At 69.3% G+C, this 26,352-nt stretch carries 28 protein-coding genes and 1 tRNA gene; 10 read left to right on the top strand and 19 right to left on the bottom strand.

What is annotated here, in order from left to right; translation table 11 throughout:
- A complete protein-coding gene (gene topA / locus CUTER_RS00905; RefSeq protein WP_047258839.1) occupies positions 1 to 2,937 on the bottom strand; it encodes a type I DNA topoisomerase in 2,937 nt (978 codons plus the stop codon).
- Between the two features lie 170 nt (positions 2,938 to 3,107).
- On the opposite strand from topA, the gene CUTER_RS00900 reads away from it, so the two are divergent.
- Positions 3,108 to 3,812 (top strand): DedA family protein, encoded by a 705-nt coding sequence (locus tag CUTER_RS00900; RefSeq protein WP_236684736.1) that lies wholly within the window; start codon positions 3,108 to 3,110, stop codon positions 3,810 to 3,812.
- 46 nt (positions 3,813 to 3,858) lie between these two features.
- Here the strand turns inward: CUTER_RS00900 and CUTER_RS00895 are convergent, their stop codons facing one another.
- Positions 3,859 to 4,062, bottom strand: a complete 204-nt coding sequence (locus CUTER_RS00895) for a cold-shock protein (RefSeq protein WP_047258837.1) — start codon at positions 4,060 to 4,062, stop codon at positions 3,859 to 3,861.
- A 258-nt stretch (positions 4,063 to 4,320) separates the two neighbouring features.
- On the opposite strand from CUTER_RS00895, the gene CUTER_RS00890 reads away from it, so the two are divergent.
- Positions 4,321 to 6,651: a DEAD/DEAH box helicase gene (locus tag CUTER_RS00890; RefSeq protein ID WP_047258836.1), complete on the top strand. Its 2,331-nt coding sequence runs from the start codon at positions 4,321 to 4,323 to the stop codon at positions 6,649 to 6,651.
- Here the strand turns inward: CUTER_RS00890 and CUTER_RS00885 are convergent.
- Genes CUTER_RS00885 through ssd form a run of 7 tightly spaced genes read right to left on the bottom strand, consistent with a single transcriptional unit; the run spans position 6,648 to position 11,235 of the window.
- Positions 6,648 to 6,974 (bottom strand): Rv3654c family TadE-like protein, encoded by a 327-nt coding sequence (locus tag CUTER_RS00885; RefSeq protein ID WP_047258835.1) that lies wholly within the window; start codon positions 6,972 to 6,974, stop codon positions 6,648 to 6,650. The two genes, CUTER_RS00890 and CUTER_RS00885, sit on opposite strands and share 4 nt — an antisense overlap.
- Positions 6,971 to 7,306, bottom strand: coding sequence for a hypothetical protein (locus CUTER_RS00880; RefSeq protein WP_047258834.1), 336 nt, complete (start codon positions 7,304 to 7,306; stop codon positions 6,971 to 6,973). The genes CUTER_RS00885 and CUTER_RS00880 overlap by 4 nt, the downstream gene beginning before the upstream one ends.
- Positions 7,281 to 7,490, bottom strand: a complete 210-nt coding sequence (locus CUTER_RS00875) for a DUF4244 domain-containing protein (protein WP_047258833.1) — start codon at positions 7,488 to 7,490, stop codon at positions 7,281 to 7,283. Before CUTER_RS00875 ends, CUTER_RS00880 begins: the two co-directional genes overlap by 26 nt.
- A gap of 35 nt (positions 7,491 to 7,525) precedes the next feature.
- Complete coding sequence (locus CUTER_RS00870; RefSeq protein WP_052843961.1) at positions 7,526 to 8,095, bottom strand: type II secretion system F family protein; 570 nt, start codon at positions 8,093 to 8,095, stop codon at positions 7,526 to 7,528.
- Positions 8,088 to 8,891, bottom strand: coding sequence for a hypothetical protein (locus CUTER_RS00865; protein ID WP_052843960.1), 804 nt, complete (start codon positions 8,889 to 8,891; stop codon positions 8,088 to 8,090). Before CUTER_RS00865 ends, CUTER_RS00870 begins: the two co-directional genes overlap by 8 nt.
- Positions 8,888 to 10,039 carry a TadA family conjugal transfer-associated ATPase gene (locus CUTER_RS00860; RefSeq protein ID WP_047258832.1) on the bottom strand — a complete coding sequence of 384 codons (1,152 nt, stop codon included), beginning with the start codon at positions 10,037 to 10,039 and terminating at the stop codon, positions 8,888 to 8,890. The genes CUTER_RS00865 and CUTER_RS00860 overlap by 4 nt, the downstream gene beginning before the upstream one ends.
- Positions 10,036 to 11,235: a septum site-determining protein Ssd gene (gene ssd, locus CUTER_RS00855; protein ID WP_144412217.1), complete on the bottom strand. Its 1,200-nt coding sequence runs from the start codon at positions 11,233 to 11,235 to the stop codon at positions 10,036 to 10,038. Before ssd ends, CUTER_RS00860 begins: the two co-directional genes overlap by 4 nt.
- A gap of 265 nt (positions 11,236 to 11,500) precedes the next feature.
- On the opposite strand from ssd, the gene CUTER_RS00850 reads away from it, so the two are divergent.
- Positions 11,501 to 12,316, top strand: a complete 816-nt coding sequence (locus CUTER_RS00850; protein WP_047258831.1) for an HAD family hydrolase — start codon at positions 11,501 to 11,503, stop codon at positions 12,314 to 12,316.
- Here CUTER_RS00850 and CUTER_RS00845 read toward each other — a convergent pair.
- Complete coding sequence (locus CUTER_RS00845; protein ID WP_047258830.1) at positions 12,300 to 12,974, bottom strand: hypothetical protein; 675 nt, start codon at positions 12,972 to 12,974, stop codon at positions 12,300 to 12,302. The genes CUTER_RS00850 and CUTER_RS00845 overlap by 17 nt on opposite strands.
- A 172-nt stretch (positions 12,975 to 13,146) precedes the next feature.
- On the opposite strand from CUTER_RS00845, the gene CUTER_RS00840 reads away from it, so the two are divergent.
- Together CUTER_RS00840 and CUTER_RS00835 are read left to right on the top strand one after the other, a co-directional pair.
- Positions 13,147 to 13,686, top strand: coding sequence for a phage holin family protein (locus tag CUTER_RS00840; RefSeq protein WP_047258829.1), 540 nt, complete (start codon positions 13,147 to 13,149; stop codon positions 13,684 to 13,686).
- 21 nt (positions 13,687 to 13,707) lie between these two features.
- Positions 13,708 to 14,508: an alpha/beta fold hydrolase gene (locus tag CUTER_RS00835; RefSeq protein WP_052843958.1), complete on the top strand. Its 801-nt coding sequence runs from the start codon at positions 13,708 to 13,710 to the stop codon at positions 14,506 to 14,508.
- Between the two features lie 3 nt (positions 14,509 to 14,511).
- Here the strand turns inward: CUTER_RS00835 and CUTER_RS00830 are convergent, their stop codons facing one another.
- The 4 genes from CUTER_RS00830 to nth all read right to left on the bottom strand — a co-directional run bounded on the left by CUTER_RS00830 (position 14,512) and on the right by nth (position 17,937).
- The gene (locus CUTER_RS00830; RefSeq protein WP_047258828.1) at positions 14,512 to 15,699 is read right to left on the bottom strand and encodes a MarP family serine protease; all 1,188 of its coding nucleotides are present in this window, start codon (positions 15,697 to 15,699) and stop codon (positions 14,512 to 14,514) included.
- A gap of 77 nt (positions 15,700 to 15,776) precedes the next feature.
- Complete coding sequence (locus tag CUTER_RS00825) at positions 15,777 to 16,505, bottom strand: NUDIX hydrolase (RefSeq protein ID WP_052843957.1); 729 nt, start codon at positions 16,503 to 16,505, stop codon at positions 15,777 to 15,779.
- Positions 16,502 to 17,131 carry a TlpA family protein disulfide reductase gene (locus CUTER_RS00820; RefSeq protein ID WP_047258827.1) on the bottom strand — a complete coding sequence of 210 codons (630 nt, stop codon included), beginning with the start codon at positions 17,129 to 17,131 and terminating at the stop codon, positions 16,502 to 16,504. The genes CUTER_RS00825 and CUTER_RS00820 overlap by 4 nt, the downstream gene beginning before the upstream one ends.
- Complete coding sequence (gene nth / locus CUTER_RS00815; RefSeq protein ID WP_047258826.1) at positions 17,128 to 17,937, bottom strand: endonuclease III; 810 nt, start codon at positions 17,935 to 17,937, stop codon at positions 17,128 to 17,130. Before nth ends, CUTER_RS00820 begins: the two co-directional genes overlap by 4 nt.
- Positions 17,938 to 18,004: 67 nt before the next feature.
- Here nth and CUTER_RS11695 point away from each other — a divergent pair, with 67 nt between their 5' ends.
- Positions 18,005 to 18,178 carry a hypothetical protein gene (locus tag CUTER_RS11695; RefSeq protein WP_158408103.1) on the top strand — a complete coding sequence of 58 codons (174 nt, stop codon included), beginning with the start codon at positions 18,005 to 18,007 and terminating at the stop codon, positions 18,176 to 18,178.
- Positions 18,179 to 18,411: 233 nt separating this feature from the next.
- A complete protein-coding gene (gene glxR, locus CUTER_RS00810; protein WP_047258825.1) occupies positions 18,412 to 19,095 on the top strand; it encodes a CRP-like cAMP-activated global transcriptional regulator GlxR in 684 nt (227 codons plus the stop codon).
- A 73-nt stretch (positions 19,096 to 19,168) separates the two neighbouring features.
- Here glxR and CUTER_RS00805 read toward each other — a convergent pair whose 3' ends face one another.
- From CUTER_RS00805 to CUTER_RS11175, 4 genes are all read right to left on the bottom strand, one after another.
- The gene (locus tag CUTER_RS00805) at positions 19,169 to 19,981 is read right to left on the bottom strand and encodes an MBL fold metallo-hydrolase (protein ID WP_047258824.1); all 813 of its coding nucleotides are present in this window, start codon (positions 19,979 to 19,981) and stop codon (positions 19,169 to 19,171) included.
- 71 nt (positions 19,982 to 20,052) lie between these two features.
- Complete coding sequence (locus CUTER_RS00800) at positions 20,053 to 20,541, bottom strand: RidA family protein (RefSeq protein ID WP_047258823.1); 489 nt, start codon at positions 20,539 to 20,541, stop codon at positions 20,053 to 20,055.
- Positions 20,542 to 20,544: 3 nt separating this feature from the next.
- Positions 20,545 to 20,700 (bottom strand): DUF4177 domain-containing protein, encoded by a 156-nt coding sequence (locus CUTER_RS11180; RefSeq protein ID WP_082121202.1) that lies wholly within the window; start codon positions 20,698 to 20,700, stop codon positions 20,545 to 20,547.
- Between the two features lie 46 nt (positions 20,701 to 20,746).
- Positions 20,747 to 21,115, bottom strand: coding sequence for a WhiB family transcriptional regulator (locus CUTER_RS11175; RefSeq protein ID WP_047258822.1), 369 nt, complete (start codon positions 21,113 to 21,115; stop codon positions 20,747 to 20,749).
- A 174-nt stretch (positions 21,116 to 21,289) separates the two neighbouring features.
- On the opposite strand from CUTER_RS11175, the gene CUTER_RS00790 reads away from it, so the two are divergent.
- From CUTER_RS00790 to CUTER_RS00780, 3 genes are all read left to right on the top strand, one after another.
- Positions 21,290 to 23,695 (top strand): penicillin-binding protein, encoded by a 2,406-nt coding sequence (locus tag CUTER_RS00790; protein ID WP_052843956.1) that lies wholly within the window; start codon positions 21,290 to 21,292, stop codon positions 23,693 to 23,695.
- A 70-nt stretch (positions 23,696 to 23,765) separates the two neighbouring features.
- A complete protein-coding gene (locus CUTER_RS00785) occupies positions 23,766 to 24,671 on the top strand; it encodes a metallophosphoesterase (protein ID WP_082121201.1) in 906 nt (301 codons plus the stop codon).
- Between the two features lie 93 nt (positions 24,672 to 24,764).
- Positions 24,765 to 24,841: transfer RNA gene (locus CUTER_RS00780), tRNA-Pro, on the top strand.
- Positions 24,842 to 24,891: 50 nt separating this feature from the next.
- On the opposite strand, the gene CUTER_RS00775 is transcribed toward CUTER_RS00780, so the two are convergent.
- On the bottom strand, positions 24,892 to 26,346 hold the full coding sequence (locus CUTER_RS00775) for a hypothetical protein (protein WP_047258819.1): 1,455 nt from the start codon (positions 26,344 to 26,346) through the stop codon (positions 24,892 to 24,894).
- Positions 26,347 to 26,352 lie beyond the last annotated feature (6 nt).

Below are 26,352 nucleotides of genomic sequence, written 5' to 3'. Positions count from 1 at the left end.
CTACGACCTCCTGGATCCGGCCTTGACCACGCGCTTCGTCGTCTTCTTGACCGCCTTCTTCGCGGCCTTCTTCCGCGCCTTCTTCACGGTCTTCTTCGTGGTTTTCTTCGCCGCGCCGCCGCCGTCGGCGGCCTCCTTCGCGCGCCGCTCTGAGAGCAGCTCGTTGGCGCGGGCGTCGGTGAGGGTCTCCGGAGTGTCGCCCTTGCGCAGGCTGGCGTTGGTTTCGCCGTCGGTGACGTAGGGGCCGAAGCGGCCATCCTTGACGCTCATCGGCTTGCCGGAGACGTCGTTGTTACCGAGCAGCTTCAGCGGCGGCTTCGCTGCCGCCCGGCCACGGCGCTTCGGTTCGGCGTAGATGCGCCGAGCCTGCTCCAGGGTGACGCTGAAGATCTCCTCCTCGCTACCCAAGGAGCGGGAGTCGTTGCCCTTCTTAAGGTACGGGCCGTAGCGGCCGTTCTGGGCGGTGATGACCTCGCCGTCGGCCGGGTCCACCCCCACTTCGCGGGGCAGGCTGAGCAGCTTGAGGGCCTCGTCGAGGGTGACCGACCCCGGATCCATGGTCGAGAACAGCGACGCGGTGCCGGGCTTGAGCTTGTCCTCCACGTACTCCGCGATCCGCTTTTCCTTCTGCTTCTCCGCGGTCTTGGTCTCCCAGTTCTTCTTCCGCTTGCCCTCCGCGGCGCGCTGGGCGTCCTCCTCGGCGCGTTCGGCGGCCACTATCTTGAGGGCCTCCGCCTCGGCGGTGGCGCGCTCGTCGTCGCGCACCATCTCGGTGACGTAGGGCCCGAAGCGGCCCTCCCTGGCCACGATGACGCGACCGTTGGCCGGGTTCACGCCCAACTCGCGGCCGCTCTGCGGGGTGGCGAAGAGCTTCTCCGCCATCTCCGCGGTGAGCTCGTCGGGGGTGGTGGCCTCGGGCAGGTTGGCGCGCTGATACTCGGGCTCGCCGTCCGCCCCGCGGCCGACGATGCGCTCGATGTACGGGCCGTACCGGCCGACGCGCACCGTGACGTCGCGACCCTCATCGTCGGTGAAGAGAACCCGCGAGTTGACCTGGCGGGCGTCGATAGCTTCCAGGTTGACGTCGACGAGGGACTTCAACCCGCCGTGCTTGGCGATGGCCTCGGCCATCTCGTCGGAGGCGTCGGCGTCGCCGAAGTAGAAGCCGGTCAGCCACTCGGTGCGGTCCTCGTGGCCGGCCGCGATGGCGTCGAGCTGGTCCTCCATGGAGGAGGTGAAGTCGTAATCGACCAGCGGGGTGAAGTTGCGCTCCATGAGCCCCACCACGGCGAACGCCACCCAGCTGGGGACGAGGGCGTTGCCGCGGGAGTACACGTAGCCGCGGTCCTGGATGGTCTTGATGATCGAGGCGTACGTCGACGGCCTGCCGATGCCCAAGTCCTCCATCTTCTTGACCAGGCTGGCCTCGGTGTAGCGGGCCGGCGGGTTGGTGACGTGGCCGTCGGCGCTCAACGACGCGGCGGTAAGCGGGTCGCCGGAGCTGAGCCTCGGCAGCCGCGGCGAATCGGAGCGTTCGCCGCCCGGCAGGGCACGCAGGAAGCCGGGGAAGGTGATGGTCCGGCCCGTCGCACTGAATTCGACCGGGGTCGAAGACCCATCGTGGTTGGCGGAGCCAGCCACCGTCACCTTCATGGAGGTGCCACGCGCGTCGGACATCTGCGAGGCCACCGTGCGGGCCCAGATGAGCTCGTAGAGCTTGAACTCCTCGGCGTCGAGCTGCCCCGAGAGCTGGCCGGGGGTCGCGAAGGAATCGCCCGCCGGGCGGATCGCCTCGTGCGCCTCCTGTGAGTTCTTCACCTTGCGGTCGTAGCGGCGCGGGGAATCGGCAAGGTATTCCTCGCCGAACAGGGCGCGCGCGGCGTTGCGGGCCGCGGTGAGGCCCTGCTGCGACAGCGAGGTGGAGTCCGTACGCATATAGGTAATGTGGCCGTTTTCGTACAGCCGCTGGGCGATGCGCATCGTCCGCTCGGAGGTGTAGTGCAGGCGACGGCCCGCCTCCTGCTGCAGCGTCGACGTCATAAACGGCGCCTGCGGCTTGCGGGAGTACGGCTTCTCCTCCACCGAGGACACGCGCAGCGTCGTCCCGGTCAGGCCATCGGCCAGCGCCTCGGCGAGGGCCTGATCCACCACGGTGACCGCCCCGGTGGCGATGAGCTCGCCACGGTCGTTGAAATCCCGCCCCTGCGCCACGCGGCGGCCGTCGACGGTGACGAGCCGAGCGTCGAACTCCCGGGGATTCTCCGCATCGGCCTGGTTGTTTCCCGTATCCAAGCGGGCGGAAACGTCCCAATAACCAGCGGAGACGAAGGCCATGCGCTCACGTTCACGCTCGACGATGACCCGGGTAGCCACGGACTGCACGCGACCGGCAGACAGCCGCGGCATGACCTTCTTCCACAACACCGGGGAGACCTCGTAGCCATAAAGGCGGTCGAGGATCCGGCGGGTCTCCTGGGCGTCCACGAGGTGAGTGTCGATGTCACGGGTGTTGTTGGCGGCCTCCCGGATGGCGGACTCGGTGATCTCGTTGAACACCATCCGTCGCACCGGCACCTTCGGCTTGAGCACCTCCAGCAGGTGCCAGGCGATCGCCTCGCCCTCGCGGTCCGGGTCGGTGGCGAGGAACAGCTGGTCGCTCTGCTTGAGCTTGGCCTTGAGGTCCGCGACCTTCTTTTTCTTGTCGGGGCTGACCACGTACAGCGGCTTGAAGCCCGCGTCGGTGTCCACGCCCAGGCGCGCCCACGGTTCCTTCTTGTACTTCGCCGGGACGTCGGCCGCGCCGCGCGGGAGGTCGCGGATGTGGCCCACGGAGGCCTCCACCACGTAACCGGCGCCCAAGTACTTCTGGATCTTCTTGGCCTTCGTCGCCGACTCGACAATAACCAGGGTCTTCCCACCTGCCGTGTTCGCAGCCATTGGTTGTGACCAGCTTCCTTCCTTCGACGCACCCGGACGTTACCGAGTCAATGTATCGCGACTCTAATGCACCATATACAACTACCGCGTCACGCAGTATCACTTTGCCCTCCAGCGGAGGTGCCACGGTACGTGCACATCGGGGGCCAGGAGCACTAGACTGTGGTCGATTGTTTGCCCCGGCCGCGGACACGGCAGCGACCTGCCCCGGCCGGCGGCGCCGCCGACCAGAAAGCCCGCTCATCGACATGAACGACCAGCTCATCGCCTGGGTGGAAACCATCGTCACCCTCCCGGTCTTCCTCCCGCTGGTGTCCCTGGTCTGCTTCATCGACGCGGTCATGCCCACCATCCCCGCGGAGCCGGTCTTGAGCCTCGGGGCGGCGTGGTCCGGCTCCACCGGGCACCCCGACCTGCAGTGGCTGTTCACCGCCGCCGTCCTCGGCACGATGATCGGGGACAACACCTGCTACATCGTCGGCCAACGATTCCAGCGCCGGATGGCCCGGATTAGGCCAGGCAGTCGCACCGGCAGGGCCGTGTCCTGGATCAAGCGCACCATGTCGGCCTACGGCGGGGCGACCATCATCATCGCCCGCTTCGTGCCCTACGCCCGCTTCACCCTCACGCTCATGCTCGGCAGCCTGAACTACAACTGGATCGTGTTCGTCATCTACGACACGATCGGCGTGTTCGTCTGGGCCGGAACCGTCATCGGCGTCGGCTACGTCGGCGGGCTGCTCTTCCAGGGCTCGCCGCTCATCGGCGTGGCCGTGGGCATCGTGGCCGGCACGCTGGTGGGCGTGGTCATCCAGAAGGCCCAGGCGGTAGTGCTCAACTGGCTCGACGAGCGCCGCGCCGTCTCCCAGGCATAACAAAAAGCCCCCGGGGTAACCCGAGGGCAGTGCGACGGCGGCGTCCTTAGAGGGCGCGGACCTGCTGGGCCTGCGGGCCCTTGGCGCCCTCGCCGATCTCGAACTCGACCGGCTGGTTCTCCTCCAGGGTGCGGAAGCCGTTGCCCTGGATCTCGGAGTAGTGAACGAAGACGTCGGAGGAGCCGTCGTCCGGAGCGATGAAGCCGAAGCCCTTTTCAGCGTTGAACCACTTCACGGTGCCAGTTGCCATTGTGTTTACCTTCTTCTGGATTGTGGGTTTGGTCGTCAACCCGAGTTTCGGGAAGCCGGGTCACAGCCGAACCACCAAGCCCCCTCGCCAGAGGAAACCTGATGCCCGCGTCAATGACTCTTGCGAGCACCCAAGAAAAACTGCGCACAGATGCTGTGACCACGTCCAGTGTCTCACACGACGGTGGATTTGACCCGTCGAGGATCATCGACGCACCCTGGAAACCCGGCCAACTACACCCGCGGGGGTACTTTTTCGATGACTGACAACCAGCTTGCCGACGAGCTCCTGGGCGCCGCCCAGCGACGCCTCGGCGACGCGTCGCTCACCCACCGAATCGACCTCCCGGCCGCCCCCGCACGCTTCGGACCCTGGCCGCAGTGGGTGCTGCCCGAACTGCGCGAAAAACTCGAAAAACGCGAGGTCACGAGGCTGTGGACTCATCAGAGCGAGACCGCCGAACTGGCCTGGTCGGGGCGCGACGTGGTGGTGGCGACATCGACGTCTTCAGGTAAGTCCCTGGGCTACCAATTGCCGGTCCTCACCCGCCTGGCCGCCTCCCCTGCCGCCTGTGCTCTATATCTCACTCCGACCAAAGCGTTAGGTTCGGATCAATTGCTCGCGGTGCAGGATCTCCTCCGCGGAATCGACGCCCTCGACGGCGTCTTCGCCGCCCCTTACGACGGCGACACGCCCGTCGATGCCCGCCGGACCATCCGCGACCGCTCCCGCTTCGTCTTCAGCAACCCCGACATGGTCCACGCCGCGATCCTCGCCTCCCACCAACGCTGGGCCCGGCTGCTGCGCCACCTCGACTACCTCATCATCGACGAATGCCACTCCTACCGCGGCGTCTTCGGCGCCCACGTCGCCCTCGTCGTCCGCCGCCTGTTGCGCATCGCCGCCCGCTACGGCTCGCACCCCACCGTCATCCTCGCGTCGGCCACCAGCGCCGACCCGGCCGACGCTGCCCGTCGGCTCACCGGCCGCGACGTCACCGCCGTCACCGACGACGGCTCCCCCACCGGGGTGCGCACCGTCGCCCTGTGGGAGCCCGGGTTCCTTGACGGGGTCACCGGCGACAACGGGGCCCCGGTACGCCGTTCCGCGCTGAGCGACGCCGCCGGCATCTCCGCGTGTGCCCTCGCCGAAGGAGCCCGCGTGCTCACCTTCGTCCGCTCCCGGGCCGGCGCCGAGGTCACCGCCCTGCGCACCCAGGAGGAGCTGGGGCTGCTCGGCCGAGCGGACATCGGGGCCCGCGTCGCCTCCTACCGCGCCGGCTACCTCGCTGAGGACCGGCGCGCCCTGGAACGCGCCCTCGACGACGGCCGCCTGCTGGGCCTAGCCACCACCAACGCCCTGGAGATGGGCATCGACGTCGGCGGGCTCGACTGCGTGGTCACCGCTGGGTTCCCCGGAACCGTGGCGAGCTTCTGGCAGCAGGCCGGCCGGGCCGGCCGCCGCGGCCAGGGCTGCCTGGTGGTCATGGTGGCCCGCGACGATCCCATGGATACCTACCTCGTCCACCACCCCGAGGCGCTCGTGGGCCGGCCGGTGGAAAAGTCGGTGTTCAACCCCCACAATCCCGTCATCGCCCGCGGCCACGTGTACTGCGCCGCGGTGGAAGCCCCGCTGAGCGCGGAGGACGTCGCCGCGCTGGGGGCTGAAAGCATCGTCGACGACCTCGTCGCCGACGGCCTGCTGCGACGTCGCCCGCACGGCTGGTTCGCTGCCCCGGGCCGCGACGACGCTCACGCCGCCGTCACCCTGCGCGGCGGGTCCGGCGAGGAGGTGGCCATCGTCGACGTCACCGATGGCCGGCTGCTCGGCACCATCGATTCCGCCCGAGCGCTGAGCCAGGTGCACGAGCAGGCGGTGTACCTGCATCAGGGCGCAAGTTACGTCGTCGACGCGCTCGACCTCGATGAACACGTCGCCTTCGTCCACCCCGATCAGCCGGAGTACAGCACGCGGGCGCTGTCCACCACGGACATCCGCATCCTCTCCGACGCCGCCGCCGAGGACCGCCTCGTCAACTACGGACCCGGGCTGTGGGTGGCCAACGTCGACGTCGAGGTGACGACGAGGACCACCGGCTACCAGGTGCGACTCGCCGACGGCACCGTCGCCGACACGGTGGCCCTGGACGTGCCAGCGACCCGACTGGTCACCCGCGCGGTGGCCTACACCGTCGATCCCCTAGTCCTCGACGCCGCCGGCATCAGCGCCGGGGAGGTCCCCGGAGCGTTGCACGCCGCCGAGCACGCGGCGATCGGCCTGCTGCCGCTCATCGCCACGTGTGACCGATGGGACATCGGCGGCGTGTCCACCGCCCTCCACCAGGACACGAACCTGCCCACGGTGTTCGTATACGACGGCCACCCGGGCGGGGCCGGCTTCGCCGACGAGGGCTTCGCCCGCTTCCCCGAGTGGATCGCCAGCACCTACGACGCGGTTCGCGCCTGCGCCTGCGAGGCGGGATGCCCGTCGTGCGTGCAGTCGCCGAAGTGCGGAAACGGCAACAGCCCGCTAGACAAGGCCGCCGCGGTGCGGCTGCTCGGCGCACTGGTCACGCTGTCGGCCGCCTAGCTGGCGGCCATCAGCGGCCCCGCCCGGGCGACGCGGCGGGCGCGGTGCACCTCGGCGGTGACGGTGACGTCCCCGCCGTCCACCGCACACTCGGCGACGACGGCGTCGTTGAGCTGGGCCGTTACCTGAGCTGCGGCACAGCCGTCCTCGCCGAGGGCGTGAGCGGTCGCGCCAGCGACGGCCGCGAGGTCTGCCGCCACCTGACTTCGGTGACTGTCGACCCGGGCCGCGCCCAGCTCGACGGCCACCAGCGCCAGGGACACCAGGGCGGCGATGATCCCAGCCGTGGCCACCGAGGCGCTGCCCCGCTCGTCGCGAATCACCGGGTGGCCGCCCGCTCGACGGGGAAGCGCGCGCTGGCCTGCCGTTCGCCGAGCGGGGCCGGGACCCGCACGACGGCGGTGACCACACCGTCGGCCTCGGCGACCTCGGCGACACCACGCGGCGGGGTGTAGGCGACGCCGATGGCGTGAGCCCGGGCCGCCGCCCCGGCAGCGTCGACCGCCGTGATCTGCGCGGATACCGTGGCGAGCCCGGCGACGATGCCCGCCGCGACCAGCACCAGGCTGCTCAGCGACAGCGCCGCCTCCACCGTCACGCTTCCGGTGTCCCCGGCACAGCGACGAGGGTTAGTTCGGGGTGTTGGACAGGGCATCGGTGATGATCGCTTCCATGGCGGTGGTGACACCGTCGCCGTTGACCACCACGAACAGCACCGCTGCGAGCGCGGCCGCGGCCAACGATCCCATGGCGTATTCGATGGTGGACATGCCTCGTTCGTCCCGGTACAGGTCAGAAAGCCGGCGCAGGTGGGTGATGAGGGCGGAATAGATGGTCATGAGGACTCCTCCTTATATCGACGGGGGTGAAATGGTTAGGGTGTGAACAGGTCGGTTCCTAGGCTGAGGATCATCGGCGCCAGGCCGAGCAGCAGGAAAGCGGGCAGGAAGCACAGGGTCAGGGGAAGGGCGATGAGCACTCCGACGCGTTCGGCGCGGGCCGTGGCGTCGTCCTCGGCCTGCGCCCGAAGGCGCTTAGCGAGGTCGTGGCAGCCGCTCGCCAGGGCGGTGCCGGAGTGTAAGGACCGTCGGACGTGGCGGGCCACGTCCTCAAACCCGGGGTGGGAGGCGACGTCGAAGGCCTGATCCGCGTCGGTACCCAACGACAGCAGGGTGGCGATGTGGCTCCACCCCGCCGCGGTCGACTCCCCGGCTGCCCCGGCGACGGCCGCGGTGGCCGCAGCCAGGGGCAACCCCGCGCTCACGCACGTCGCCAGCAGGTCGAGGTCATCGGCCAGTTCGCAACGATCCGCCGCGACCGGGCCGTCGCGCGGGGCCTTAGGCCGAGTGGCGCAGTTCTCCGCGGTGATCCGTGTGGCCGGGGTGGTCGCCCCGAGCAGGAGGGCCAAGGCGGCGAGGATGGCTGGTCCCAGCACGTTAACCACCTGCCCTTCTTACGAGGGCGTGGCAGGCGAGCAGCCCGGCACAGTCGAGCGCCACTCCGACGATGAGCAGCACCGACGACGGGCCGTCGCGCAGCAGCACGTTGAGGGAATCAGCGCCCATGCTCGTGCCCAGCGCCAGCCCGCCGACCGGGAGCGCGGCAAGGACAAGGCCGCTGAACTGGGGGCCTTGCAGGGCCGCGCGCACCTGGGATTGCCGGCGTAAGGACGCTCGCAGACGCGATCGGGCGGTGTGCAGGAGCTGCGCGGCGGGCAGCCCTAGGCTGTCCGACAGGGCCCAAAGGTGTCCGACCTGGCGCACCGCGTCCTCCTCGCTTCCTCGGAGGATGTCGTATCCGGCCCCGCCCCGGTGGGCGTAGGCAGCGGCGGCGGCGAAGGCGTCCCGCACCGCCGACGGGCTGGCAGTGGCCTCCTTCGCGGCGGAGGCCACTGCCGCGGGCAGGAGCGCGCCGGCCTCGGCCTCGTCGATGACTGCGGTCAACAGCCGCTCGGTGGCCTCCTCGATCGCCCGTGCGTGGCGGCGCCGGTGATGGGCGTGAAGGAGATAGGTTCCCGTCGCCCCGGCCAGAGCGACGGCGATGAGGATCCCGACGCGCCCGATGACGAGGAAGGCCAGCGTCGCCAGCCCGACGGCTGCCGGCAGGGCAGGCAGAAGGCGGCGGGCGACCCCGGTTCGACGGGCAGTCCCGGCGGTCTCGGCGGTGGATTGCGGCAGGCGCAGGCCCGGGCGGGGCTCGGGTAGCAGCAGGGCGGTGACGACGCTGATGAGTGGCATCATGGCAGCTCACCGCGCAGACGTGCCCGAAGCTCGTCGGTGATGTCCTGCCCCGGGCGCCACACCACGCGCACGGTGACCGGGTTGCCAGCCAGGGTGGCGATCTCGGCGAGGTAGCGGCGGCGGTGCCCGTGGGCGTCCTTGCGCATGGTGAGCACGACATCCACGGCGGCCGCAAGCTGGGAGTGCAAGGCCGTTCGCCCCAGCCCGCCGAGTGCCGCGAGGGCTTCCAGGCGGGCCGGGACCTCGGCGGCGCTGTTGGCGTGGACCGTCCCCGCCCCGCCGTGGTGGCCCGTGTTCAGCGCGGCGAGCAGATCCACCACTTCGGCGCCGCGGATCTCGCCGACAACCACCCGGTCGGGACGCATGCGCAGAGCCTGAATGAGCAGCTCGGACATGGTGATGGCCCCGGCGTTTTCGGTGTTGGCCCGCCGCGTGGTCAGCCCCAGGACGTGGGGGTGCGCCGGGTCTAGCTCCGCGGTGTCTTCGATGCAGATGATGCGCTCGCTGGGGTCAACCTCGGCCAGCAAGGCGGAGAGCAGCGTCGTTTTCCCGCTGCCGGTCCCGCCGGTGACGAGCACGCTGCGGTGGGCGTCGATCACCTCCCGAAGGGCGTCCACCAGGGCTAGGGGGAAGGTGCCGGATTCCGCCAGCTCCGCCAGGCTGGTCCGGTTTTGCCGCAGCACGCGCAGGCTGATCGCGGTGTGTGTGCGCGCGGGCGGGCTCAGTACGGCGTGCAGGCGGATGGCGGTGCCGTCGTCTCGGCGCAGGCGCCCGTCAACGAAGGGGCGGGCGTCGTCGAGCCGCTGCCCGCACTGGCCGGCCAGGCGGCAGGCAAGGCGGCGCACGTCGGCGTCGTCGTCGAAGGACAGTGCTGCCCGCTCCATTCCTCGACCACGGTCGATCCATACGTCGGTGGGTGAATTGACGCAGACGTCGGTGACCCCGTCCAGGGTGAGCAGCCGCTCAAGCGGGCCGGCGCCATGAGTGTCGTCGTGCAGGCGCCGGAGGACATCGAGGACGTCGACGTCGCTGATGACGCCAGCCTCCTCCCGGACCACCCGGGCGAGGGTCGCGGCGTCCGCGCCGGCCAGGGCGGGCTCGGCCACGTAGCGGCGATGCAGCTTGTCCATGAGATCCGGGGAGATCATGACCGCCACCCCTGACGGCCGCCGCTGCCCGCGACGGCGGCGTAGACGGCGTCGGCGGCCTGGCGCAGCGCGCGGGGAAGAACCTTCGGCAGGCCGGACACCTCGCAGCTCTTCGCCAGCCCGGGGATCGTCGGCAGTTCGGCCAGCACCTCAGCGTGGGCGACGTCGGCAACCTCCTTCGCGGTCAGCCCGGACCATCCACGGTGGCGCACGATGAGCCCGTGGTCGAGTTTGTCCGCACGCAACTGCGCACACATTGCAGCAGCCGCCGACGCGGCGCGGACCTCGGCCGGGACCACGACGATGGTGACGTCCGCCTCCGCCCACGCGGGTTCGCCGCCGTCGACGACCACGAGGCCGTCGCCCTGCGCCAGGGTTCTGGTGATGGTGGTGACCGCAGCGGCGTCGAGCTGCCACGGGTCGGCGAGGAAGCCGCGCGACGAGGTGAGCAGGGCAACGCCCGACGCGTCCTGGGGCAAGGCGCGCCAGAGATCTTCGGCCCGGATGGTTGCCGCCCCCGGGATCACGGCGCTGCCCGCCAGGTCGGGCCAGCGCGGGCCGGCGGCGTCTTCGCACCCCAACAGCAGATCTACTCCGCCCGAACGGGCATCGGCGTCGATGAGCGTGATCGGCCGGCCCGGCGCCCGGTGTGCGGCTCGTCGGGCCACCGCCGCAGCCAGCACCGACGTGCCGGCACCGCCGGCGCTACCGCACAGGGCGACGACGTCCGCCCGCACTGGGGGCGGTGCGGCGCGCGAACCCGGACTCGGTGGGGTGTCGGGCAGCTCCCCTAGCCGCACTAGCAGGGTCTCAGCGTCCTGCGGGAGGACGAAGGCTTCCCGGGCGCGGCAGTCGAGGGCCACGGTGAGGTCGAGGGGTGCGGAGTCCACGCCGAGGAGGTAGGCGGGGCACTGCGCGCCGGCGATGGCGTCCGCGTGGCGGGTCGCCGCCTCGGCGTCGATTAAGGCGGCGGCGGCGCGGGTGAGGTGGCGGGCGACGTCGGCGGACGTGGCCGAGGCGGCGAGCTCGACTACCTCCCGGGACGCGGCGGCGGCGAGGCGGCGGGCTTCGCCGGCGACGGTGTCGTCACCGGTGATAAGCAGCAGGTACGCGGTGTGGCGGGTGGTCATGGCTTCACCATGGCGCACGGTCAGCCGCTCCGCGAGGACGTGCCCGCCGGGCTGTGGATAACCCACTGAAGCGCTGATGTGTCCTCACGAACCTGTGGACAGCGCCCGGCGTGATGAAGGCATAAAAGACGCCCCGCGACTCGGGGGGATCCGCAGGGCGTCACCCAGCCTCGGGGGGATGGGCTGGGGCCGATCAACCGTCTCCGGGATCGTGCACCTCGATTATGACACACCCGTCCACTCAGCGCAAGCCTTCTAGCCGATTTTTTTAAAATTTCCTACAACGAGCCCATACCCGCAGGTCACGGGCTCCTCTAAGATGTGAGACATCATGACTGCCACCACCGGGAACCCAGGCGATAGCACGCGTGACGCCTCACATGTCGCAGCGTTCTTCGACCTTGACAAGACGATCATCGCAACGAATTCGGCCTTCGCCTACGGCAAGGTCCTCTTCGACCACGGCTACATCTCCGCCGCCGAGGCCTTCCAGATCTACCTGACCAAAAAGGCCTTCATGCGCAGCGGCATGTCCAGCGACAAGATGGACTCTGAGCTCGATCACCTCACCGCCATGGTCACCGGCTGGAACGCCAGCGAGATCTCCCGCGTCATCGACGACGCCTACCACCAGGTCATCTCCCCCGCCCTCTACGCCGAGGCCCTAGAGCTCATCGACGAGCACCGGGCCGCCGGCCACGACGTCGTCATCGTCTCCGCCTCGGTGCGACAGCTCGTCGAACCCATCGCCCGCGAGCTAGGCATCGCCGATCTCCTCACCTCGGAGCTAGAAGTCCGCGACGGCCACTTCACCGGGGCGGTCATCAACTACCTCAAAGGCCCGGCCAAGGCCGACGCTATCCGTGCCCTCGCTACGTCCCGGGGCTACGACCTCACCGCCTGCTACGCCTACTCCGACTCCACCACGGACATCCCCTTCCTCGAATTGGTGGGGCACCCGATGGCCGTCAACCCGGAGGCCGGGCTACGCGCAGAGGCCGCCCGCCGCGGTTGGGCCGTCCGACAGTTCGCTCACCCCAAGCCGCTGGTGAGCCGTCCCTCCCGGGAGGTCACCCTCGGCGCCGGGGTGGCCGTCGGCCTGGCCGCCGTCGGCGCCGCCGCGGTGTGGTTTACGCAGCGGAAATGATGCTCTGCGCCGCCTGAGCCCCGGCCTCCCACGCGGCAAGCAGGACTTCCAGCGCGCCGTCGATATCGCCGCGGGCGTAGCCGGCGAGGGCGTCGTCGACCTCCTGGCGATGCCGGTGGAGGTACACCTCCGGCACAGCGATCCCCTTGGGATCGAATCCCGTGGCCACGGCCGCCAGGCGGGCACCGACTCGGGCGACAACCCCACTTCGAGGGCCGAACACGCCATGCCCGGCGATCTCGGCGTACAGGACGACGGGCATGAGGGCGGCGTCGACGCGCTCGGCCGCCACCACCGCGGCCAGGCGCTGCACCCGTGCGGCGTCGGCCACCGGGATGCCCGGACCCCCTGCACGCAGGTCCAGCTGCGCGAACACCCCGGCCGGCGCGCGGCGCAAGGCGGCCACCTGAGCTTCCACAACACCTGGCGCAAGCAGCGAGTAGGCGCTGATCTCCGCGTCGGCAGGCGCGTCGAACCGGCCGTCGATGAGGGCCGACAATCGCGCCCCCCGCACGGCGGATTCCGCGGCGATGACGTCGCCTTTATGGAGGACGGCGCGGTTGCGATGCGCCTCGGCGAGCGCTCGGTGGGCGGCGTCGGCGCAGGCGCCGATCCGTCCGCGGCGGCGCAACTGCGCCAACACAGGCGTCGAAATCATGGGCCCCACTCTAGGTCGGCCCAGCCCCGGCACCTGAATACGCTGGCGCGGGACACGCTACGCTAGTGCAGCGTGCACGTCGGGCCGCATCGACGCCCCGAGGTCTCACACAGTAGACTCGCAGTAGACTTACATCCACAGTCGAAGAACAATTATGAGGTAGGTACCAACGTTGAGCACCCCTAAGGACAACAACGGACTATTCACGGACGGCCCGGAGCGTTTTTCGGGGAAGGTTAACTCCATTCCGCTGTCCGACGTGGATTCGACCAAGCCCGGCGAGACCTCCATCGGTCAGCTGGTGTCCAACGCCACCAGCCAGATGTCCTCGCTGGTGCGCTCGGAGATCGAGCTCGCCAAGACCGAGGTCATCGGCGAGGTTAAGAAGGGTGCCATCGGCGGCGGCCTGTTTGCAGTCGCCGGCGTCATCGCCTTGTACAGCTCTTTCTTCTTTTTCTTCTTCCTGGCCGAGCTGCTGAGCGTCTGGCTGGCCCGGTGGGCGGCGTTCCTCATCGTTTTCGTCCTCATGCTGGTGATCGCCGGCCTGCTGGCACTGGTTGGCTTCCAGCGCATCAAGAAGATCAAGGCGCCGGAGAAGACCGTCCAGTCCCTCAAGGACACCAAGCAGATCCTGCCGAACAAGGCCCGCAAGGACAGCACCCTCGCAGCGAACGAGGGGCTGTACACCAGCGCCCCTGCCGCCTCGAACTAGCAAAAGCCACCGCAACCCTGCATGGTTCCGCCGCTCTCCCCCTCGGTGCTCCGGCTCGATGGCCCCTTTAGCCATCGCTACGCCCACACCCGGGGGCTGCGGCTCCATGTCGCCGAAGCCCGCCCAGCCACCGAGCCGGACGGGCTTGTTCTGCTTCTCCACGACGCCTTCGGGGGCTGGTTCGACTACCGAGAGGTGCTGGCGCCGCTGGCCGACGCCGGCTACCACGCCCTCGCCGTAGACCTGCGGGGATACGGCCTATCCGACAAGCCCCCCATCGGGCCCACGTTCGGCATCCACACCCTGGTCAGCGACCTCGCCGGGCTCATCCCCACGCTGGGTTACGAGCGCGCCAGCGTCGTCGGCTCCGGGGCCGGCGCCGTCGTCGCCGCCGCGCTGGCCGCCGCCCATCCCGAGTTAGTGCAGCATGCCATCCGGTTAGGCGACGACACCCCGGCGGCGCGAGGACGAGAGCTGCGACGCGACCAGATGCTCGCCGGGGCCATTCGGCTCACCGGGTGGGCGCCTCGCGGGGCCATTGCTCGGCTCGCCGTGAGTTACTTGCGTCGGCGTTGCTCGCCGGAGTTTCGGGCGTCGGAGGGGTTTCGCCGCGCCCGCGAGTTACGCGGGCAGGCCGCGCAGGTGGGAACGACCGCCGGATACATGGTGCGCACCGCGTGGGTCGCCACCCGCGCCGAACTCGCCGGCGGCGCCCCACTGGCGCCCCTGACCTCAGTGACCGGGCTCGGGGCGCTGCCCCACATCCAGCGTCCCGCCGAGTGCGTCGACGCCCTGGTGGCGGCGCTCACCAACGCTAGCTAGCCGCTACACGCAACGCTGGGCGTCGACGGGCTGCGTCAACGCGGTGGCGCCCGCCACCTGGGCGCGAACCTCCTGCGCGGTGAGGGCGAAACCGACGTCGGTGTTTTCCCGCGACGCGCCGAAGACCAGTCCGATGACCTGCCCGTCGGCGTTGAGCAGCGGCCCACCGGAGTTGCCCTCACGGATGCTGCCTCGCACCGAGTAGGCCTGGCGCTCCACCTGGTTCTCCGCGTAGATGTCCGGCCCGGAGATGCGCAGTAGATCCGCCACCCGCGCCGGGGCGGCGTTAAACGGCCCCGAATCCGGGTACCCCAGGACGAGGGCGTCGTCGCCGCGCTGCGCCTGCTCCGGCGACCAGCTCAACGGCGCCAGTCCCAGACCCGGGGTGTGCAACACGGCGATGTCCACGCCGGGGTTGAAATAGACGACGGTCGCGTCCTTGCGGCCCACCATGGTATCCAGCTGCACGGAGTCCGTCCCGGCGACAACGTGCGCGTTGGTGATGACATAATCCGGTTCGGTCACGAAGCCGGAACCGAGCAGGGTGCGGCTGCACGCCGGGGCGTTGCCCACCACCTGCACCACAGAGGGCCGCAGCTCCTCAACGAGGCCCGGCCGGCCCACGTCGAGCGCCGGTGCCGGGATTTGCCTGGCCTTCGCCATGTCGAAGGGCGACACGAACGGCGGCAGGCCCGATTCGCTGAGTACCGCGCCGATCCGCGACGGGGCGGCGGCCCACGAGTGCGGCACGGCGGCGTCGATGCCGCGTAGGACCGTGGATCCGGCGATGACCGTTGCCGCCGGGGCTCCCAACCCCGTGGCCAGCGGCACGGAGATCATCCAGGCGATGACCATCGTCGTCACGAGTTGGAAACCGGCGCCGATGACGGAGTCCCACCACTGGCTGGCCCGGGCCCGCATCCGGTCGCGTAGCCCCGCCCCGAGCAGCGCGCCGACGAGGTTTCCCATGGCCACGAAGACCACCACCGAGCCGAGTGCCAGCACCAACCGGAAGGTGGGGTCCTCGCTGAGCCCGGCGAGCAGGGGAGTCAACGCCAGGCCGATGACGAGCCCGGCGGCGATGCCCACCGTCGACAGCAACGACGCCACGGCCCCTTGACGCCAACCGCTAACCAGTGCGGCGACCGCCAGGATCACCAGCACGATGTCGAGAATGAGGGTTGCGCTCACGGGTGTAGTCCTTAGTCGATCGGCGCCACCGCAGACGGTGCTGATGGCCAGGGGCGGCAGTGCTTTTGGGGGTTACATTACCTGCCGGGGATGCGCTCTCGGTTGCGCGACGTGGCCAGTTGCGTGGGAAGATCGAGCGCCATGTGCCTATCCCACGGGCGTTCCCACCCGGCGGTGCGAATAAGGACGTCGAGCACCCCGGCGGTAAAACCCCACACCAGGTAGCCTTCGCAGCGAAACGCGGGTCCCCGGTACGCGCCGGCCGGCCACTGCACCATAAGCCGATTCTCCGGGGCGATGAGCTCGTGGAGGTTGGCGAGGAAGACGTCGTCGACCTCCGCCGGGGAGTTGGCGCGAACCGCGTGGGGCCGCTCCCAGTAGCCCACCACCGGGTAGATGCGGTGCCGGCTACGGCGAACCCCCACGGGACCGCACGCCGCCAGCGGGGTGATAGTCGACGCGTCCACCCCGGTCTCCTCGTTCGCCTCCCGCAGCGCCGTCGCCAGCACATCGTCGTCGTCGGGGTCTGCCCGGCCACCGGGAAACGCCATTTGGCCGGCGTGCGAGCGCATCGTGGGGTTGCGGTGCGTGAGCAGGATGCCGGCGTCCGACGGCAGGGTGCGCGCCTCCCGGTCGCCGGAAAAAAGGGCAAGCACGGCCGCGGCGGGGAGCGCGGGGTCGACGGCACGCGCGGCGTCGTAGCCCAGCACGCCCGCCAGGTCGGGGGTCATGGCCGGGACGCGGTCGCTCAAGCGACGAAGCCACTCCGGCGCGCGCGAAGGGGCGAAGGGTGCGCGGACAGTCATCGGCCGATCGCCTCCAGGGAGGCGGACACGGTGTCCTCGATCTGCTCCACGGACTCGAAGTAGGTGGGATAGACCTGCACCCCCTGCCCATCGACGACGAGCACGCTAATCGGAACCACGCCCGGCAGCGCGTGCTGGGCGACGAAAGCCTTCTCCGAGTCCTGATAGCTGGGCAGGTCCACACCCAGCTCGTTGAGCAGGTGGGCGCCGCCCGCGGCGTCCGGATCCGAATGGAGGGCGACGACCTCGATCTCCGGGTGACGGCGGGCAAATTCTTCGAGATGGGGCAGCTCCGCCCGGCACGGCGCGCACCACCAGGCCCACACGTTGACCAATTGGACCCCGTTGGACTGTGCGCCGGTGCCGGCGGAACCGCCGAGGCAGTCGAGCTCGATGCCGGTCACCCCGGTGGAGCGGCAGTCCGGTCGGCGCTCTAGCTCCGCCAGCCCGTCCGCGTCGGGCGCGGCGTCGGGTACGTCGGGTGCGTCGAGCGCGGAGGAGGCAGAAGGCTCAGCGGACGAGGTGGCGTCGGGCTCGCTGCGCAGCAACACCCGGGCGCCGGCCAGGACCACGAGGGTGGCCATCACGGCCACGACGATGCTGAGCAGGAGGCTGCGTCGAGTCATGCTTCCCACCCTGCCATGTCCAGCAGGTGCCGCCTATCGGGGCTGGTAACCCGCTTCGCGGCCGCCGCCGGTTCCGTCGGCCCAGATTCGCCGTAGGCCGGGCAGTCGGCGGCGATCATGCACACCCCACAGGCCGGGGATTTCGCGTGGCAGACCCGTCGTCCGTGCCAGATCACCCGGTGGGAAAACAGCGTCCACTCCTTCTTCTCGATGATCTCGGCGAGGTCGCGCTCGATAGCCACCGGGTCCTTCTCCGCCGTGAGCCGCCACCGGTGTACGAGCCGCTGGAAATGGGTGTCCACGGTCAACCCCGGAAGGTCAAAGGCGTTGCCCCGCACGACGTGGGCCGTCTTGCGCCCCACTCCCGGCAGGCTAATGAGGTCCTCCAGGGCGCGCGGGACGACGCCGTCGAAGCGCTGCTCCAGCTGCGTGCCCAAGCCGATGAGGTGCCCCGCCTTGGCCCGGTAGAACCCGGTGGGGCGAATGATCTCCTCCAGTTCCGCCCGGTTCGCGCGGGCGTAGGCCGCGGCGGTCGGGTACGTGGCAAAGAGCCGGGGCGTGACCTGGTTGACGCGGACATCGGTGGTCTGGGCCGACAGCACCGTGGCGACGAGTAGTTCAAGCGGGGTACGGAAATCCAGCTCAGCGTGGGCGTCCGGGTAGGCAACCGCCAGGGTCCGATTGATCCGTCGGGCTCGGCGAGTGCGGGCCAGGGCGGTTTCTTCGCCTCGGGCGGCGCGGTGCGCGCCGACGACGGGACGCTTCTGCGGCGTGAGCGAGGACCCGGATTGTCGTGAGGAGGACATGTCTTCTCAGTATATTGGCCGCTAAGCGGCGATCCGGGTGCGCCCCGGGGTGCGTATGATGAGCGCCATGACTACGCTCTCGGTGATTTTTGTGCCGTTGTACCTGGGTCTGTTCGCCATCGGCATGGCTTATTTGGAAGACAAAGCGCTCTCCGCCCCGCTGCCGGTCACGCCCAGTCCGAACCCCGACCAGGCGCCGGGCGCTGACGGCACTCCCGGCGCTCCGAACGCTGCCGCGTAAGCCGCGGCGTAGGCTGCGCACGCCGGATTCGTACGGGCGTTCAACCACGAATTGTGGCGCGGGTCTCAGACTTGTTTTTGGGTGACCATTTCCCAACATACCGGAGGCCCACGCGATATAGTGTGCTCTCAGTCACTGCCATGGACGGCGCTACACACCCAGGTTTCGTCGCCCCGCGACCGGCGACCTTACGGCCTCACCACGGCCCGCCGAAGCGTTTTTAGGAGAAGTACATGGATAACGTTCAGAACATCCTGTCCCGCGCAGGCATCTTCCAGGGAGTCGATTCCGCCGCTGTCAACAACCTCATCGACAGCCTTGAAACCACGCGCTATCCCCGCGGGACCACGATCTTCGACGAAGGCGAGCCCGGCGATCGGCTATTCATCATCACCGCCGGCAAGGTGAAGCTCGCCCGGCACTCCAAGGACGGCCGGGAGAATCTCCTCACGGTGATGGGCCCGTCGGACATGTTCGGCGAACTCTCCATCTTCGACCCGGGCCCCCGCACCTCCTCGGCGGTGTGCGTCACCGACGTCGATACCGCCACCATGGACTCCGAGGTCCTCGGTTCCTGGCTCGCCGCCCACCCCGAGGTGTCCCAGCAGCTGCTGCGCGTCCTCGCCCGTCGCCTGCGGCGCACCAACGAGGCCCTCGCGGACCTCATCTTCACCGACGTGCCCGGCCGCGTGGCCAAGACCCTGCTGCAGCTAGCCAACCGCTTCGGCGTGCGCGAGGGTGCCGCGTGGCGCGTCAACCACGACCTCACCCAGGAGGAAATCGCCCAGCTGGTGGGCGCCTCCCGCGAGACGGTGAACAAGGCGCTGGCCACCTTCGCTCACCGCAATTGGATCAAGCTGGAGGGCAAGTCCGTCATCATCGTCGACCCGGAGCACCTCGCCCGCCGGGCCCGGTAGGTCGGTATCGCGACCCGGTAGGTCGCCCGTCACGCCCGGTAGGTCGGTATCGCGACCTACCGGGGTATAACAGCTAGCCCTGGGTAGCGAGATAGCGAAGCGCTACCCGGGTGGATTGCAGCGCGGCGTCGCGCAGCACCGGGTCCACGTCCTGGTACATCTCATCCACCAGCCGGTCGACGGAAATGTCCCGGCCGTGCTTCTCCCACTGCTCCTGGATCTGCTGGAGCCGATAGTGGCGGCGGTCGATGTACTTACGCGCCATCACGGACAGGTCCGGCAGTTCCTCGCCGTGCCCGGGCAGCAGCGGCACGTCGCGGCCCTCGGCCTCCAGCATGCTCAGGGTGTCCAGGTAGCGACCGAGGTCGCCGTCGGTCTCGGAAATCATCGTCGTGTGGCGCCCCGCGATGGTGTCACCGGTGATGATCCCCTCCAGCGGGGAGTTACCGGCCTCTCGCGTGTAGACGAAGAAGCACGCCGAATCCTGGGTGTGACCCGGGGTGTGGGCCACCCGCAGCTCCGGGGTGACGTCCTCCAGCGAGATGATCTCGCCGTCAACGAGGGGCTCGCCGCCGATGCAATAACGCTCGTCGATCGCCCGCACCGGGGCGCCGGTGAGCTGCCGGAAGCGCAACGCGCCCGCGGCGTGATCGTGATGGCGATGGGTGAGCAGGATGAGGGCGACGCGGTGGCCGCGCGCGGACAGGACGTTTAGGTGGCCCTCGTCCTCCGGGCCGGGATCGACGACGATGGCGTCGTCATCCTCCGGCGCGCGGATGATCCAGGAGTTCGTCCCTTCGAGCGCTCCGTAGCTCGGGTTGTCACACAGAACTACGCTGGCGGAGTCGGTTACCGGGCGCAGCTGGGCATAGGCAGGAAACTGCATACGCCCTAGCCTACCGCCCAGCCTCCTTTTATGTAACCGGCATCGTTCCTGGTACGCCCCGGTAGCCGGGGTTATCGCACAGACGCCGGCTCGGTAGCGCCGTCGCCGGCAACTTCGACGATGACCTCCACCTCCACCGGGGAGTCCTTCGGCAGCACGGCCACCCCCACCGCGGAACGGGCGTGGGTTCCGGCCTCGCCGAAGACGTCCGTCATGAGGTTCGACGCCCCGTTGGCGACCAGCGGTTGATCGACGAAATCCTCGGCGGAGGCAACGAAGACGACGACCTTGAGGACCCGGGTCACGGCGTCCAGGCCGGCGACGGCGTCGATAGCTGCCAGGGCATTGAGCGCGGCGATGCGGGCGAACTCCTCGGCCTTAGCCGCGGAGATATCCGCGCCCACTTTGCCGGTGGCGGGCAACTGGCCATCAACGAAGGGCAGCTGGCCGGAGGTCCACACCTGGTTGCCGACGCGCAGCGCCGGGGTGTAGGCGGCGACCGGCGCCGCCACCGGGGGAAGGCTGATGCCCAGCTCGGCTAGGGTTTCGGTGGCTGCCATCGCTTAGCTCAACTCCCGCTTGAGGAAGGCAATGGAGCTATCCGGGTTCGGGCCCGGGACGACGGAGACGAGCTCCCAGCCGTCTTCACCCCAGGAGTTGAGGATCTGGGTAGAGGCGTGGCTGAGCAGCGGTACGGTGGAGTATTCCCAATTCTTCATGCCGCTACCTTAAACGACGGGCGGATGAGCAGGGGTAGTAACGCGGCTAGCTCACTGCGGGACGACGGGCGGCGCTGCGCCGCTTCGGTTCGACGGGTTGGCCGCCCTCCGCGAGGAAGGTGGCCCAGCTAACGATGGAGGGGTTGGCGCGCAGCAACGCCCGTCGCTGGCGCTCAGTGAGCCCTCCCCACACTCCGAACTCGATACGGTTATCCAAGGCATCGGCGAGGCATTGAAGGGCGACCGGGCATTTTGCGCACACCGTTGCGGCCACCCCACGCTGCTCTGCTCCGCGAACGAAGAGCACATCCGGGTCCCCCCCTCGGCAGTTGGCGCGAGTTACCCAGGCGTTTCGGCGGAATTCTTCGGGAACGGAAGCTGCCGGCCTGCTCGGCGCTGGGGTTCGAACAACCATTGATGACTCCTCATAGCTGCAGCGTCAGACTCATCTAAGGGCGGCCGTCGCCGGTAGCCCTACGAAGCAATTACGTAGATAGTTTCACGTCCGCAAGTCGGTGTCTAGTAGGTCACACTTTGAGGGGGTAGAACCTAGTTCCACTGAGCAGGCCGAGCACCTATGCTAACGAGGGTGAACTCTTCGAAGGCTTGGGCACATCTGCTCATCGGCACCCTCGTCGCCGGTATTCTCTTGGCCCTGTTACTGGCCCCCGTCGCGGGGATCGCCGGCGCCGCGGTCAAGCAGACGAATCGCTCGATCGAGGACGAGCTCGCGGGGATGACCGCCGGCCGCGCACCCGGCGTCACCACCATTCGCGACGCCACCGGGGAGCCCATGGTCTACCTCTACCGCCAGCACCGGCAGGTGGTCCCGGCGGACAAGATTTCCCAAGCCATGAAGGACGCCATCGTCGCCATTGAGGACCACCGCTTCTACGAGCACACCGGCGTGGACCTGCGCGGCACGGCCCGCGCGCTGGTCACCAACGTCCTCGCCGGCGGCGTCTCCCAGGGCGCGTCGACACTCAATCAGCAGTACGTCAAGAACTACCTCTTGCACGTGGCCGCGGACACCGAAGAGGAGCAGCAGGCCGCCGTGGAGCAGTCCATTCCCCGCAAGCTGCGGGAGATGCGCTTGGCCTCAGAGCTGGACCGGCGCCTGAGCAAGGATCAGATCCTCGCCAACTACCTCAACCTGGTGCCCTTCGGCAATCACGCCTACGGCATTGAGGTGGCCGCGCAGACCTACTTCGACATCCCCGCCGCCGAGTTGAGCGTCCCCCAGGCCGCCATGCTCGCCGGCATGGTGCAGTCGTCGGAGTACCTCAACCCCTATACCAACGAAGAGGCCGTCATCGAGCGCCGCAACACGGTGCTGCAGTCCATGGTCGACAACGGGGTCCTGGCCCAGGCCGATGCCACGGCCTTCGCCGCCGAACCCCTGGGGGTTCGCGAGGACCCGCCGGTGCTGCCCAACGGCTGCATCACTGCCGGCAATCGCGGCTTCTTCTGCGACTATGTCATTAACTACCTTGAGGCCAAGGGACTCACCGAGGAGCAGATCTACGACGACGCCCTCGACGTCACCACGACCCTCGACCCGGCACTGCAGGACGCTGCCCACTCCACCGCCGCCACCTACGTCGCGTCGACGCAGCCGGGGGTGGCCGAGGTCATCAACGTCGTGGAACCGACGGATGAGCGGGGCATCCTCGCGATGACGTCCTCGCGGGACTATGGCCTCGATGTTGAGGCTGGGCAAACCTACCTGCCGCAACCGAGCACGCTCATCGGCAACGGCGCCGGTTCCGTGTTTAAGGTGTTTACGGCCGCTGCCGCCCTAGAAGACGGCATGGGGCTGAACGAAACCCTGCCGGTGCCGGCGCGGTACAACGCCCAGGGCCTCGGCAACGGTGGCGCGGCCGGCTGCCCGCCCGGGATGTACTGCGTGGAAAACGCCGGCGTCTACAAGCCCAGCATGACCCTCACCGAGGCGTTGGCGCACTCCCCCAACACCACCTTCATCATCCTCACGGAACGGGTGGGCGTGCCGGCGATCGTCGACATGGCCGTCAAGCTGGGCCTACGCTCCTACACCGAGCCCGGGACCTACGACGAAAACACGTCCATTGCCGACTACTTCAAGGACAACAACCTCGGCTCCTTCACCCTCGGGCCGACGGCGGTCAACCCGCTGGAGCTGTCCAACGTCGGCGCCACCCTCGGCGCTGACGGCCGCTGGTGCGAACCCAACCCGGTCCGGAAGGTGACCAATCGCCAGGGCCAGGAACTCGCGCTCGAACGGCCCGACTGTGAGCAGGTCCTCGACGCCGAACTCGCCCGCGCCCTCGGCCAGGCGATGACGCTGGACGTCGCCCAAGGCACCGCCCGTGAGGCCGCCCAGATGACGGGCTTCTCCGGCAGCGCCGCCGCCAAGACCGGCACCACCGAGTCTCACATGTCCGCGGCGTTCCTCGGCTTCAACAGCACCTTTGCCGCCGCGCCGTACATCTTCAACGACGGCCCCACCACCACCCCGCTGTGCACCTCCCCCGTCTACCAGTGCGACTGGGGCTCCCTGTTCGGCGGCGACGAGCCGGCCCGCAGCTACTTCACCCTGCACATGCAGTCCCCGCTGGCTATGCAGGGGTACATGCCGCAGGCCGCGAGCACCTACTTCATGGGCACCACCAATGCCGCCCTGGCGGGAGTGTCGGGCCTCAGCGAGGACGTCGCCCGAGCCCGCCTCGCGGAAGCCGGCCTGACCGTCACCCAAACCACCACCGTGTTCGGCAACGGCCTGCCGCGCGGCGTCGTGGTGAGCGCGATCGCCTTGGGTGGCGGCGCGGTCCAGCTGCAGCTGGCCGACGGCTCGCCGGCCGCGCCCATCGTCGAGGAGACGCCGACCTCGGGAACCTCCACGGCGCCGACGACCGCCCCGAACGGCCAGCCGGGGGCCTCGCTGGATGACACGGTGAGCCAGCTTCAGGACTTCGCCGACGAGGTCAACGGGCTCCTGGGCGACCTCGTAGGCTAGCCGACGGCGAGCCGGTAGGCTGGCCGGGGTGAGTAGTTCTTTCGCCGCCCCTCGTCTCCTCCGGTCCCTCGTGCGGGCCGCCCTGTTCTCCACCGCCGCCGGGATTGCCGCCGGCGCCGCAACCGCCTGGTGGGGCAACCGAGAGCTCACTCACTTCGAGCTCAAGAAGGTGGAGCTGCCCATCCTGGAACCCGGTGTGCTCGGCGGCGGCGAGTTTCGGCTGCTGCACGTCTCGGATCTGCATATGATCCCCGGCCAGGACGTCAAGATCGCGTGGGTGTCGGCGCTCGACGCGCTGGAGCCGGACCTCGTCATTAACACCGGCGATAATCTCTCCGACGCCCGTGCGGTCCCCTCGGTTCTCGCCGCGCTGGGTCCGCTGCTGAGCCGCCCCGGCGCCTTCGTCTTCGGCACCAATGACTACTGGGCGCCGCGGCCGACCAACCCGATTCCTTACCTTTTTGGCCGCAAGCGGAAGCCGTCGAAGCAGCCCCTGCCCTGGCGGGACATGCGGGCGGCCTTCGTCGAGCGGGGCTGGCACGACGCCACCCATCAGCGCGTGGAGTTCAAGGCCGGGGGCTTACGCCTCGCCATCGCCGGGGTCGACGATCCGCACCACGACCTCGACGATTACTCGACGATCGCCGGCGCGCCCAACGCCGCCGCCGACCTGTCGCTGGCCCTGACCCACTCCCCGGAACCGCGGGTGCTCACGCTGTTCGAGCGCGACGGCTACCAGCTGTCCCTGTCCGGGCATACCCATGGCGGCCAGCTCTGCCTGCCCGGCTCCCGGGCGATCGTGACCAACTGCGGCATCGACCGCGCCCGGGTGCAGGGGTTACACCGCTTCGACTCGATGTGGATGCACGTATCGAACGGCCTGGGTACGTCGAAGTTTGTGCCCTTCCGCCTGTTCTGCCGGCCGTCGGCGACGTTGCTGCGCATCACGGAACGCGCCAGCTCTTCCGCAGCCTAGCCGCGCCACGCTGGCGTTTTGCCCTTTTCTCGGGGCGTGGACTACAGTATTGCGGGTACCGCAAGGAACCGGTTAGCCGGTTGCTGCAGTCGCCGGGATATGGCGCAGCTTGGTAGCGCGCCTCGTTCGGGACGAGGAGGTCGCAGGTTCAAATCCTGTTATCCCGACCACCCTGAGAGAGATCCCCTGGCTTCGGCCAGGGGGTCTTTTTTCTATTCTCTTAGACCGCGGCCGGTCGCGGCGCCCGGCCCGCCCGCCGCCACCCCAGGATCGCGCCGAAGATGGACAAGGTGGCGAGCACCCCGACAGCCACCGCGAATTGGACGCTCGCCGCACCGAAGGCGGGCAGTGCTGCGACCAAAGCGCCGTCGCCCAGCATCGTCCCCGCCAGGAGCTGGGCGCTGGTGGCCCAGTGCAGCGGCAGCGCCCCGAGCAGCCCGGCCACCCACGTCGGGGCGGCGCCGGACCCCACGGACATGGTGGCCCACCCCCAGCCCACGACGGCGAGCTGCACCACGCCGAACGCCCCGGTGACGGCCGTTCCCCATAGCGCGCCGAAGAGCTTGTGGAACACCCCGGTCAGCCCGACGGCAGCGAGGGCAGTGAGCACAAAGAGGGCGAACGCGACGACGGCCGCCACCCCACCGATCCCGGTCGCCATGGTCAACAGGGCCGCCTCGCCGGCCGTGGCGCTGACGAGGATCCCGCCGCCGGCCACGAGCAGGCGCGGCAGGCGGGTACCGAACACCAAGGTAAGCGCCGTGGCGAAGCCACCCAGCATCACCAGCGCGGAGATGAGGATGGCGATGCGGGTATCCAGGCCGGCTACGCCCGTCGACGCCGGCGCGTCCGCCCCGGCTCCGGTGGCGAGGGCGGTGAGCTGCTCGTCGGCCGCGGCGATGCGGGAATCGGTCTGCTGCGCGAGGGAATGCAGGCGCGTGGCGCCGTCGGACAGCGCCCCGATCCCGTCTTCGGATCCGCCGAGCTGGCCGTTGATCTTCGCCAGCCCCGAGGCGAGTTCCTGGGCTCCGGCGGTGGCGGAGTAGACCCCGTCGTGATAAGCGTAGCCGGGAGTGCCGAGTTGATTGGCGATGTCGCGCGCACCGGTGCGCAGCTTCTCCAGCTCGGCGACGGCGCCCGAGTCCACAGGCACGTTATCGAGCTGTTTGCGCACGGCGATGAGCTCCTCCCGGGCGCGGGCCGCCTCCGGGTTCGGGTTGCCTTCCAGGTTGGTGATGGCTCGGTCGACGGAGCCCCGGACCTGGCCCACGACGACGCCGATGGCGATGAGCGGCTCGGAGGCGTGCTCCACCCCGGTGGCGACAGCGGCGGCGCCGGAGCCTAGCTGCCCGGTTGCTGCTTGTAGCTCGACGAGCCCGGCCGAGAGTTCGGCGGAGCCGTCCGCCGCCGCTTTGGCCCCGGCCAGTAGGTCCTTTCCGTCGCCGGCGCCGACGCCGTCGACGAGCTGCTGCGTGCCATCGAGCAGGAACCCGGCCTGCGAGGATGCTTCACCAACCGCCCGGCGGGCTTCCTCCAGCGAGGCCGACGCCGCGGGTGTCACGCCGGCGGCTTGAGCGGACGGGGCGGCGCCGTGCGTGCCGGCGGCGCTGATGAGGGCTGGAAGCAGCACGAGGAGCAGCAACGGCAGGACGAGGATCGAGGCACGGCGTGTCATAGCAGT

Source organism: Corynebacterium uterequi, from assembly GCF_001021065.1.
GTDB lineage: Bacteria > Actinomycetota > Actinomycetes > Mycobacteriales > Mycobacteriaceae > Corynebacterium > Corynebacterium uterequi.
Note: the sequence above shows the minus strand (reverse complement) of the source record. Positions and strands in the feature narration are given on the sequence as shown.

Bases quoted from the DNA above. Each gene is read 5' to 3' on its own strand.
- nth (WP_047258826.1), bottom strand. From the start codon at position 17,937: ATGTCCTCCTCACGACAATCCGGGTCCTCGCTCACGCCGCAGAAGCGT.
- CUTER_RS00805 (WP_047258824.1), bottom strand. From the start codon at position 19,981: ATGCAGTTTCCTGCCTATGCCCAGCTGCGCCCGGTAACCGACTCCGCC.
- CUTER_RS00880 (WP_047258834.1), bottom strand. From the start codon at position 7,306: ATGCCCTGTCCAACACCCCGAACTAACCCTCGTCGCTGTGCCGGGGAC.
- CUTER_RS00825 (WP_052843957.1), bottom strand. From the start codon at position 16,505: ATGACTGTCCGCGCACCCTTCGCCCCTTCGCGCGCGCCGGAGTGGCTT.
- CUTER_RS11175 (WP_047258822.1), bottom strand. From the start codon at position 21,115: ATGGTTGTTCGAACCCCAGCGCCGAGCAGGCCGGCAGCTTCCGTTCCC.
- CUTER_RS00895 (WP_047258837.1), bottom strand. From the start codon at position 4,062: ATGGCAACTGGCACCGTGAAGTGGTTCAACGCTGAAAAGGGCTTCGGC.
- CUTER_RS00835 (WP_052843958.1), top strand. From the start codon at position 13,708: ATGGTTCCGCCGCTCTCCCCCTCGGTGCTCCGGCTCGATGGCCCCTTT.
- CUTER_RS00850 (WP_047258831.1), top strand. From the start codon at position 11,501: ATGACTGCCACCACCGGGAACCCAGGCGATAGCACGCGTGACGCCTCA.
- CUTER_RS00890 (WP_047258836.1), top strand. From the start codon at position 4,321: ATGACTGACAACCAGCTTGCCGACGAGCTCCTGGGCGCCGCCCAGCGA.
- CUTER_RS00845 (WP_047258830.1), bottom strand. From the start codon at position 12,974: ATGATTTCGACGCCTGTGTTGGCGCAGTTGCGCCGCCGCGGACGGATC.
- CUTER_RS00820 (WP_047258827.1), bottom strand. From the start codon at position 17,131: ATGACTCGACGCAGCCTCCTGCTCAGCATCGTCGTGGCCGTGATGGCC.
- topA (WP_047258839.1), bottom strand. From the start codon at position 2,937: ATGGCTGCGAACACGGCAGGTGGGAAGACCCTGGTTATTGTCGAGTCG.
- CUTER_RS00800 (WP_047258823.1), bottom strand. From the start codon at position 20,541: ATGGCAGCCACCGAAACCCTAGCCGAGCTGGGCATCAGCCTTCCCCCG.
- glxR (WP_047258825.1), top strand. From the start codon at position 18,412: ATGGATAACGTTCAGAACATCCTGTCCCGCGCAGGCATCTTCCAGGGA.
- CUTER_RS11695 (WP_158408103.1), top strand. From the start codon at position 18,005: ATGACTACGCTCTCGGTGATTTTTGTGCCGTTGTACCTGGGTCTGTTC.
- CUTER_RS11180 (WP_082121202.1), bottom strand. From the start codon at position 20,700: ATGAAGAATTGGGAATACTCCACCGTACCGCTGCTCAGCCACGCCTCT.
- CUTER_RS00775 (WP_047258819.1), bottom strand. From the start codon at position 26,346: ATGACACGCCGTGCCTCGATCCTCGTCCTGCCGTTGCTGCTCCTCGTG.
- CUTER_RS00860 (WP_047258832.1), bottom strand. From the start codon at position 10,039: ATGATCTCCCCGGATCTCATGGACAAGCTGCATCGCCGCTACGTGGCC.
- CUTER_RS00865 (WP_052843960.1), bottom strand. From the start codon at position 8,891: ATGATGCCACTCATCAGCGTCGTCACCGCCCTGCTGCTACCCGAGCCC.
- CUTER_RS00875 (WP_047258833.1), bottom strand. From the start codon at position 7,490: ATGACCATCTATTCCGCCCTCATCACCCACCTGCGCCGGCTTTCTGAC.